The sequence below is a fragment of the Streptomyces cylindrosporus genome (assembly GCF_022698165.1).
GTDB classification, from domain to species: domain Bacteria; phylum Actinomycetota; class Actinomycetes; order Streptomycetales; family Streptomycetaceae; genus Streptomyces; species Streptomyces cylindrosporus.
Genome location: NZ_JALDAY010000041.1, coordinates 1 through 530 on the forward strand (window position 1 = coordinate 1; position 530 = coordinate 530).

Consider the following 530-nt stretch of genomic DNA (forward strand, 5'->3'; position numbering starts at 1 on the left):
TGGACCTGGGCGGGGTTTTTGCCGTCGCATTCCAGGGAGCCGTTGATGGAGCGGATGGTCTGGCCGAAGCCGGCGGAGTTGACCATGGCGTTGTGCGGGGTCATGGTGCCCGGTCCGCTCTGGGTGTTCCAGTACCACAGGCCGGTCTTCCAGGCCACGGCGGCGTTCTGCTCCACCTGCCAGGGGTTGTTGAGCAGGTCGATGCCCAGGGCGTCGCCGGCGGCCTTGTAGTTGAAGTTCCAGGACAGCTGGATGGGGCCGCGGCCGTAGTAGGCGGCCTGGCCGGCCGGGCAGCCGTAGGGCTGGTTCCAGTCGCAGTAGGTGGGGTAGTTGGCGGTGTTCTGTTCCACCACGTAGACCAGGCCGCCGGTCTCGTGGCTGACGTTGGCCAGGAAGGCGGCGGCTTCCTGCTTCTTGACGGTGTCCGAGCCGGTGGTGGCGAAGCCGGGGTAGGCGGACAGCGCGGCGGTCAGCCCGCTGTAGGTGTAGAACGAATTCCGGTTCGGGAACATCTGGTTGAACTGCGCCTC

General features: G+C 66.6%; 1 protein-coding gene. It reads right to left on the reverse strand.

Annotated features, from left to right (window positions below; genetic code table 11):
• Window positions 1-530 (reverse strand): chitinase (locus tag MQP27_RS50770; protein WP_242779510.1); only part of this gene is annotated, 530 nt, incomplete at both ends.